We start from the raw sequence: 7,392 nt of genomic DNA, 5'->3' as shown, positions 1-7,392 counted from the left end.
CAAGCAGCGAGCCAGGCGCCACGACGTCGGCAAGACCGTCAAACGCGCCGAGTCGATCAAGGAACACCAAGCCCGCCGAGGTTAAACGGCAAGCTGAGAGGCTGTTCTGCGAGACTTCCGCCATGCATCTGACACCCGATCAGGCCACAGATGCAGTGGAACGGCATGATTGTCCGAAGTGCCAGGCCCCGGCGGGCAGCCCGTAGATCTCCACCCGCGTCCACCGCAGGCCCGAGATGGAGGCCGCGCTCGCGCTGGCCAACAACATCAAGGAGGCCGCCCCCGACCAAGCGGTGATCCTCGCCGTGCACGAGATGAAGCGCCTGGCCCGCAACGCGGCCGAGCTGATGCAGCTGTCCGCCGACCTGGAGAAGGCCGACATCTCACTGGAGCTGCTGACCGGCCCGCTCACCGGCATCTACGACCCGAACGGCATGGGCGCGATCGCTCGCCGACGCCGAGGAGGCCGACCGGGCCGCCAACGCCGACTCCAGCATGGCCACCTGGTCACCCAGTGCACCGGACCGCTGCCCGAGCCGCAAGATCAATCTCACCGTTAACCGCCGTACGGCCTCTACTCACGACCGCAGAAGCGGTGGGCGCGCCCTGCTCTCCCGGGACGGCAACTCGGACGAGGGCACGGGGTGGTTCCGCGTGTGACCCGGATTACTTGTGTCACGACACATGTGTTGTGTAATGTGTCCGATATGAACACTTCAGAGAAGAATCCGACCCTCGTTTTCATCCCCTGCTTCTCCGGCGCTCCGTGGAGCGCCGATCAGCTCGCCCCCTACGGCGACGCGCCCAAGCGCACGCTGCGCCTGCCCGAAGGCGTCGACGACATGGAGCGCTACGCCGACCACGTCGAGAAGGTGGTCGCGGACCTGGACGACTACGTCCTGGTCGGCGACTCCTTCGGCGCGAACATCGCGCTCGCGCTCGCCACCCGCCGCCCGCGGGGCCTGCGCGCCCTGGTCCTGTCCGGCGGATTCGCGGCCAACCCGGTCGACTCCAAGCCGTGGAAGGCCCTGATGCGCACGATGGGCAGGGCCCGCGGCCTGCTCTACCGGCAGCTGACGCTGCGAGCCCACGCCCACCGCCTCGCCTCCCCCTACGACCGCGAGGGACAGGTGCCCTGGAGCGAGGCCCGCAGCCGCGCGCTGTTCCTCGCCAACACCCCGGCCCACTCCTTCGGCGCCCGCGTGCGGGCCGCCCTGGCCGCCGACTACGTCGACGCGCTGGGCCGCATCCAGGTCCCGACCCTGCTCCTGACCCCCGCGCACGACGTGCTGATCGGCGAGAACGCCTCCAGGGCCATGCTCGCGGGCATCCCCGACGCCCGGGAGGTCGTGCTGCCGCGCACCGGCCACATGTTCCGCTTCTCCCACCCGGCCACCTACGCCACCGCGGTCAGGGACTTCCTCGCCTCCCTGCCGACCACCCGACAGGACGCCGCCGGTGCGTAAGGCCGAACACCTGCGGTTCGCGATCCTGGCGGCCCAACGCGAAGGCAACCGGCTGCTGATCCAGGCCCTCAAACCCCACGGCATCACCCCTTCGCAGGCCGAGGTGCTGCGCCTGCTGCAGCAGCACGGCACCTTGAGCCTCAACGGGCTCGGACAGCTCCTGGTGTGCGAGAGCGGCACCAACCCCAGCCGGCTGGTCGAACGCGTCGTCGCGGCCGGGCTGGTCGAGCGGCGCACCGACGCCGCCGACCGCCGTTACCTCCACCTCAGCCTCACCCCCGAGGGCGAACGCCTGGCCACCGCCGTCGCCGAGATCGAGGAGTCCCTCTACACCTCGATGGACGCCGCCTGCGAGGGCCTGGACACCGACGCGATGCTCGCGTTCCTGCACAACTTCATCGACCCCCTGCCCTCGGGCCAGGCCCTCAACAAACGCCTCGACCTCGACTGAGAACACGACCCCGCGCGCGACCCGCCGGCCGCGCGCCGACCAAACGAAACAGCCATGCGATTCGAGAACACCCTGACCATCAACGCGCCCGTCAGCGAGGTCTTCGCCTACCTCGCACGGCCGGAGAACCTCCCGCGCTGGAACTACGCGCTCGACCGCACCGAGCGGACCTCCCCGGGACCGATCGGGGTCGGCACGACCTACCGCCAGACCCGCCACCTCCCGCGCCCCGCCGAGGAGCACTTCCGCGTCACCGAGTACGACCCCCCGAACCTGCTGACCGCGGACGGCGACTTCGGCCCGCTCACCGGAACCACCACCTACCGGCTGACCCCGCTCGACCAGCGCACCACCCGGCTGGTCAACACCGTCCACCTCACCGCGCCCGGGGCCCTCAAGGCCGTCGCCGCGATCACCGGCCCCCGGGTCAAACACGCGGTCGCGAAGAACCTCGACGTCCTGAAGGACATCCTCGAAACCCGGTGAACCCCCGGCGCCCACGCCGAGGCCGCCCCCGGAGGGGCTACGCGATGGCGATCTCCGCGGCGGGTCCGCCGATCTGCGTCCAGGAGCCCTCGGCTGCCGTTGTAGTGGGTGACGTGGCCGTTGGCGGGATCGGTGGCGAAAACAGTCCGGCAGGTCCGGTGAAGAGCCGGCCGGCCGGGTCGCCGATCGCGGTCCACCGTCCGGTGGCCCGGTCCCACCGCGCGACTTCGGCGTGGTCCGGGGACAGGCGGTAGAGGTGATCGGCGACCTCGACGACGACCGCCGCACCCTCGACCAGCGCTTCCCCGGCCGGACCCGGGCCGTGCGGGGCCACATCACCTCCGACCTCGTCTACCGGCGTGGCCACGACTACCAGCTCGAAGGCGAAGTCCAGGATCTCGACCAGCCCGACTTCACGGTCTTCAAGACCTCACCGCCGCCCGTACCTACATCGACGCCCACTACCCCAGGCCGCACGATCGTCCGCGGCAACACTCCCTGAAGGCCGTAGGCGCCCGCGTGCGCCGCCACCACCAGTCGGAGACGACCGCCGAGCCGACTGCATGCGCTCCACCGCACGCCCCCTGGCGCGCCCGCACGCCCTCTACCGTCCGGTAGGAGGGCTGCGTGAGGATGGGCCGACGACCGTGTCCCGCACACGACCGAAGGGGAAGCGCCATGGGTGAGCACTCGAAGCCGGCACCGGATCCGGGGAAGGGGTCGCCTCCCCCCGGCAACGCCGACAGCAAGGTGGACAAGCCGGCCGGCGGCACGGGCAAGCACAAGAAGGGCTGAGCGAGGGTGAGCGACGACGGCGGACTGACCGGGCAACGCGCGCGCCTGGACGCGGAGATGGAGCGGTGCGGGCAGTGGCCGGCCGATTCGCCGTGGCTGCGCGAGGCCTTCGCCGCGCTGCCCCGCGACCGGTTCGCGCCGCAGCGGCTGTGGCGGTGGGACGGCTGGGCGTACGTGCCGGTCGACCGCGCGGTCGATCCCGACGGCTGGGCCCGCGAGTTGTACGGCGGTGTCCACTCGGCCGCGGTCACCCAGCTCACCGACGGGCTGCCGTCGTCGTCGCTGTCCGCGCCCGGGGCCGTGGCCGACATGCTGGACAGCCTGCGGCTGGAGCCCGGACACCGGGTGTGGGACGTCGGCACCGGCCAGGGGTGGACCGCGGCGCTGTCCGCGTGGCGGGCCGGTCCGGGCCTGGTGGTCTCCAGCGAGGTGGACGAGGGCCTGGCCGGGTTCGCCCGCGGTCGCCTCGCGGACGCCGGGCTGGACGCCCAGGTGCTGACCGGTGACGCCACCCGCGGCGGGCTGCCCGGCGGCGGGCAGGTCGACCGCCTGCACGCCACCTACGCGGTGGAGTCGGTGCCGTGGTCCTGGGTGGAGGCGGTACGGCCGGGCGGACGGATCGTCTATCCGTGGGGCCGGCTCGGGTACGTGGCCCTCACCGTCGCCGAGGACGGCGCCAGCGCGCGTGGGTGGGTGCACGGCCTCGCCCAGTTCATGGGCGACCGGCGCGCTCCGGCGCAGGCGAGCAGCGGCCCCGCCGCGCACGCCGCAGTACGGGCGGGTGCCGATCCGCAGGTGCGGCGGGTGCTGGACCGCGACCCGGCGGGCCTGGAGGACTGGGACCTGCGGTTCGCCTTGCGCGTCGCCGTCCCTGACGCCGTCCTCGTCACCGAGCACGAGCCGGACGAGCCGCACGGGCCGGACGGTCCGCACGGTCCGGTCGTCCTGGTGCACGACGGTGACCGTTCCTGGGCGGAGGTCCGCCCGGGAACGGGCGGCCGGCCCGTACTGCTGCAGGGCGGACCGCGCCGCATCGGCGACGAGGTGATGGTCGCGTGGGCCCAGTGGGAGGGTCTGGGGCGGCCCGGTCTGTACGACTACGGCGTCACCGTCACCCCCGACTCCCAGTGGGCATGGCACGGCAGCCCGGACGGCCCGCGCTGGCCGATCGCACAGCCCGCTCCGGCCGGGCGCTGACCGGCGCCTGCCGCGCTGTCAGTCGGGCCGCCGGTTCTCGCCTTGCGCCCCGCGTCGGGGACACGCGCAGTTCCGCATCCCATCGGGAATCAGATGACTTCGCGAGTTCCACACCGTCCACGCACATTCGCGAGCCGTCGCTCTCGGGCTTTCATTCCCCCCTCCGCCAACCGGAGATCACCGCACACCGGAAGCCGATATCCGGGAAGGCCATCAGACGAACAGTCGGGCTTTCCAGGAAAGCCAGACCGCCAGGATCGCGGCCATTGTGCTCCAACACACGCGGGTCGCGTCAGGCCCCGAGTCGATCATCTGGAATGCTGTTCCAGTCCGCCGCCACGGCTTTGAGCGGCGGGCATCCGCAGTACCGGGCGAGCCGCCCGGGAAGCCCACGGAGAGAACGGAACATCATGAAGCCATCTGTGCTTGTCGTGTCCACCGACCCCCAGGGGTCCGCGGTCGTCTGGGCCGAGCGGGTGGGGGACAACCTGCCCTTCGATTTCATGGCGGCGCACGACCAGGCCGAGCAGCTGGTCCACCTCAAGAAGACCGGCGCGAAGATCCACGTGATCGCCAACCAGAAGGGCGGCGTCGGCAAGACCACCACCACGGTCAACCTGGCGGCGTGCACTTTCGACGTCCTCGGCGCGAAGGACGAGTACGAGCACATCTTCATCGACACGCCGGGCACCCTGGCCGACGAGGAGATCCTGCGCCGGGCGCTGGAGATCGCGGACGACGTCCTGGTCCCGATGATCACCGAGCCGCTGTGCTTCGACCCCACGGCGCGGACCATCCAGAAGGTCATCGAGCCGATGGACATCCCGTACCGGGTCGTCGTCAACAACTGGGACCCCCGGGACGGCCGTGCCGACCTGGAGGACACCGAGGCGTACATCGCCGCGCGTGGATGGCCCCGCGCCAAGACCGTCCTGCGCCGGTACAAGATCCACTCCCGGGCGGTGGCCGAGGGAACGGTCGTCACCCAGTACAAGGAGAGCGGCACGGCCTACCGGGCCCGCGAGGACTTCTTCCGGCTGTCCCTCGAGCTCGGTTACGGGGGTCGCTGATGGCAGGCCGTCGCGTCTCCTTCGCCTCGATGGCCGCCGACCCGGTCGTCGACGCCCCGGGTGTGGACAGCGCCGGCGACGCCCCGGCGCGGTGGATCCCCACCGCCAACTGCCTCCCCAACCCGCGCAACCCGCGTGACGAGCTGGGCGACCTCTCCGACCTGGCGAGCATCAAGGACCGCCAGCTGCAGAGCTGCCTCGCCGTCACCCCGGCCGCCTACCTCCGGCTATGGCCGGAGGACCGACAGGCGCTGGGCGCGGGCCCCGAGGACGTCGTCGTCGTCAACGGCAACCGCCGACGGGCCGCCGCGCAGCTGTACGGGCGCGAGCAGTTGCTGGTCGTCGTCGACGACTCGGTGGCGGAGTCCAAGGCGACCCTGCTGCGGGCGGCGCTCGACGAGAACATGGCGCGCAAGGACTTCGACCCGATCGAGGAGGCCAACGCGGTCCTGCTCATCGTGGCGCAGTACCCGACCGCCAAGGAGGCCGCCGAGGCGGAGGGCTGGTCCCAGAGCTGGATCTCGCACCGCAAGAACCTGCTGAAGCTCCACCCCGAGCTGCAGCGCCAGGTGCGGGCCAAGGCGCGCGGCGAGGAGGGCGTCTCCATCAACGTCGCGCGGCGGCTCGGGTCGGTGAAGGGCATCGAGGAGATGTCCCTGGCCGAGCAGACGGCGGAGCTGGAGCAGCTGCTCCAGGCCGACGCCGACGCCGTCGCGGCCAGGCGGGCGGCGAAGCTGGAGGCAAAGGCGGCGGCGAAGGCTCCTGCTGACGCGCCTGCTCCGCAGCCGACGGTTCAGCAGCCGGCTGCGCCGGCGGCTCGCCCGGCCGCTGAGGCTCAGACGCCGGCACCCGCTGCCGACCGGCCGGAGCCTGCTCCCCGCAGCCCGCTGCCGACGAGCCCTGAACCGGCTCCGAGCACCGACCGATTTTCCGCGGAAAATTCCGAGCCCCTCCCGATGCCGGAACAGCGCGCCGTCGCCCCGTCGGACGAACAACCGACGACGGCCGCCCCGCACGCCGGCCTCGGCAGCGTCGACTGGCACAACGTCGAGGAACTGGCAGACGCCATCTGCCGCACCCTCTCGGCCGACGAGGCCTACCGCCTCGCCGACGCCCTGGCCAACCGGCTGCTGACGACGAACAGCTGACAGGCCCTTGGTGCCCCTCCCCGCCTGCCTTGCGGGGAGGGGCACCAGGCGTTTCTGCCGCCTGCTGGAGTCCCGCAGGATCAGCCTGCACTCGGGACTCCTCAGGGCCCGGGTTCGTCACCGCGGCCCGTGTGGTGGCCGGAGGCCGGCAAGTAGCCGTTCGGCCTCCGCCACGATTGCTCCGGCGAGTTCCTCCGGTGTGTGGAGCTGCCTCCCCTCCCAGCTGTTGTACTCGTTGACCAGGCACACCAGGGGCCGCAGTGCCTGGGGCCGAGCCAGCTTGCCCCAGCCGTCGTTCGCAATGACGTCACCGCCGTTGGCGGGTGCCATGCTTCCGTTCACGATCAGCCGGAGCCACCAGCGGACGAGCTCCCAACGGGCTGACTCCCATGGGAGGTCGGTGTCATCGATGGGAAGGCTGAAGGCAAGTCCCAGCTCGCTGAGCACCTGTCCCCGAACTCCCGCCGGCCAGAAAGGCCGTCACGTCACGGCCTGGTCCACCTCGGCCTGCACCGTACGGTCACCCCGGCTCGCTCCGGACGACGGTAAGCGAGAGCCGGCCGGAGTAACGGGACGGGGCTCAGCGACCAGGTAACGGCCGGATGACGGGATTTCCAAGGGCGGCAAAAATCTTCACCGGGAAAGAGTGTGCTTTTCGGACATTCCTTACCCGATCAACCACATCTGAGCTTGCCGTTTAACCTCGGCGGGCTTGGTGTTCCTTGATCGACTCGGCGCGTTTGACGGTCTTGCCGACGTCGTGGCGCCTGGCTCGCTGC

The 7,392-nt window shown here is 71.2% G+C and carries 9 protein-coding genes; 8 read left to right on the top strand and 1 reads right to left on the bottom strand.

Annotated features, from left to right (window positions below; all coding sequences use genetic code 11):
• The first annotated feature begins 206 nt into the window (after positions 1–206).
• The 8 genes from ACIG5E_RS38595 to ACIG5E_RS38560 all read left to right on the top strand — a co-directional run bounded on the left by ACIG5E_RS38595 (position 207) and on the right by ACIG5E_RS38560 (position 6,613).
• Complete coding sequence (locus tag ACIG5E_RS38595; RefSeq protein ID WP_396541861.1) at positions 207–560, top strand: recombinase family protein; 354 nt, start codon at positions 207–209, stop codon at positions 558–560.
• 147 nt (positions 561–707) lie between these two features.
• The gene (locus tag ACIG5E_RS38590; protein WP_396541858.1) at positions 708–1,466 is read left to right on the top strand and encodes an alpha/beta fold hydrolase; all 759 of its coding nucleotides are present in this window, start codon (positions 708–710) and stop codon (positions 1,464–1,466) included.
• On the top strand, positions 1,459–1,917 hold the full coding sequence (locus tag ACIG5E_RS38585; RefSeq protein ID WP_396541856.1) for a MarR family winged helix-turn-helix transcriptional regulator: 459 nt from the start codon (positions 1,459–1,461) through the stop codon (positions 1,915–1,917). Before ACIG5E_RS38590 ends, ACIG5E_RS38585 begins: the two co-directional genes overlap by 8 nt.
• Positions 1,918–1,971: 54 nt before the next feature.
• Positions 1,972–2,403, top strand: coding sequence for an SRPBCC family protein (locus ACIG5E_RS38580; RefSeq protein ID WP_396541854.1), 432 nt, complete (start codon positions 1,972–1,974; stop codon positions 2,401–2,403).
• A gap of 256 nt (positions 2,404–2,659) precedes the next feature.
• Positions 2,660–2,905 carry a hypothetical protein gene (locus ACIG5E_RS38575; RefSeq protein WP_396541852.1) on the top strand — a complete coding sequence of 82 codons (246 nt, stop codon included), beginning with the start codon at positions 2,660–2,662 and terminating at the stop codon, positions 2,903–2,905.
• Between the two features lie 299 nt (positions 2,906–3,204).
• Positions 3,205–4,395: a protein-L-isoaspartate O-methyltransferase gene (locus tag ACIG5E_RS38570; RefSeq protein WP_396541850.1), complete on the top strand. Its 1,191-nt coding sequence runs from the start codon at positions 3,205–3,207 to the stop codon at positions 4,393–4,395.
• A gap of 503 nt (positions 4,396–4,898) precedes the next feature.
• The gene (locus ACIG5E_RS38565) at positions 4,899–5,465 is read left to right on the top strand and encodes a ParA family protein (protein ID WP_380421610.1); all 567 of its coding nucleotides are present in this window, start codon (positions 4,899–4,901) and stop codon (positions 5,463–5,465) included.
• Positions 5,465–6,613 carry a ParB/RepB/Spo0J family partition protein gene (locus ACIG5E_RS38560; RefSeq protein WP_396541848.1) on the top strand — a complete coding sequence of 383 codons (1,149 nt, stop codon included), beginning with the start codon at positions 5,465–5,467 and terminating at the stop codon, positions 6,611–6,613. Before ACIG5E_RS38565 ends, ACIG5E_RS38560 begins: the two co-directional genes overlap by 1 nt.
• A 117-nt stretch (positions 6,614–6,730) precedes the next feature.
• Here the strand turns inward: ACIG5E_RS38560 and ACIG5E_RS38555 are convergent, their stop codons facing one another.
• Complete coding sequence (locus tag ACIG5E_RS38555; protein WP_396541846.1) at positions 6,731–6,943, bottom strand: hypothetical protein; 213 nt, start codon at positions 6,941–6,943, stop codon at positions 6,731–6,733.
• Positions 6,944–7,392: the final 449 nt, after the last annotated feature.

This window comes from Kitasatospora sp. NPDC053057, assembly GCF_044546945.1.
In the GTDB taxonomy this organism is placed as follows: domain Bacteria; phylum Actinomycetota; class Actinomycetes; order Streptomycetales; family Streptomycetaceae; genus Kitasatospora.
The sequence above is the reverse complement of the archived record's forward strand: the minus strand, read 5'-3'. Positions and strand labels throughout refer to the sequence as shown.

Excerpts from the sequence above, each read along its gene's own strand:
- ACIG5E_RS38590 (WP_396541858.1), top strand. The coding sequence starts at position 708 with ATGAACACTTCAGAGAAGAATCCGACCCTCGTTTTCATCCCCTGCTTC.
- ACIG5E_RS38580 (WP_396541854.1), top strand. The coding sequence starts at position 1,972 with ATGCGATTCGAGAACACCCTGACCATCAACGCGCCCGTCAGCGAGGTC.
- ACIG5E_RS38565 (WP_380421610.1), top strand. The coding sequence starts at position 4,899 with ATGGCGGCGCACGACCAGGCCGAGCAGCTGGTCCACCTCAAGAAGACC.
- ACIG5E_RS38560 (WP_396541848.1), top strand. The coding sequence starts at position 5,465 with ATGGCAGGCCGTCGCGTCTCCTTCGCCTCGATGGCCGCCGACCCGGTC.
- ACIG5E_RS38555 (WP_396541846.1), bottom strand. The coding sequence starts at position 6,943 with ATGGCACCCGCCAACGGCGGTGACGTCATTGCGAACGACGGCTGGGGC.